The 225-nt window shown below is 54.7% G+C and carries 1 tRNA gene; it reads right to left on the bottom strand.

What is annotated here, in order from left to right:
- Positions 1-150: 150 nt before the first annotated feature.
- Positions 151-224 (bottom strand) — tRNA-Ile (locus KK078_RS30340).
- Position 225 lies beyond the last annotated feature (1 nt).

The following is a 225-nucleotide window of genomic DNA, read 5'->3' as shown; positions in this document are numbered from 1 at the left end:
GAATATCGGAGTCGAACCGATGACCTCCTGCTTGCAAAGCAGGCGCTCTAGCCAGCTGAGCTAATCCCCCAGTTTTTTTCCGTGATCTCACAATCACAAGAACCTGGTCGTTGCTGCATCCATCGATCCTCGTCCCCGCTCCCATTCTAGTGGGCCTGCGTGGACTCGAACCACGGACCTCTACATTATCAGTGTAGCGCTCTAACCACCTGAGCTACAAGCCCG

This window comes from Dawidia soli (assembly GCF_018598185.1).
Lineage (GTDB): Bacteria > Bacteroidota > Bacteroidia > Cytophagales > Cyclobacteriaceae > Ohtaekwangia > Ohtaekwangia soli.
Note: the sequence above shows the minus strand (reverse complement) of the source record. Positions and strands in the feature narration are given on the sequence as shown.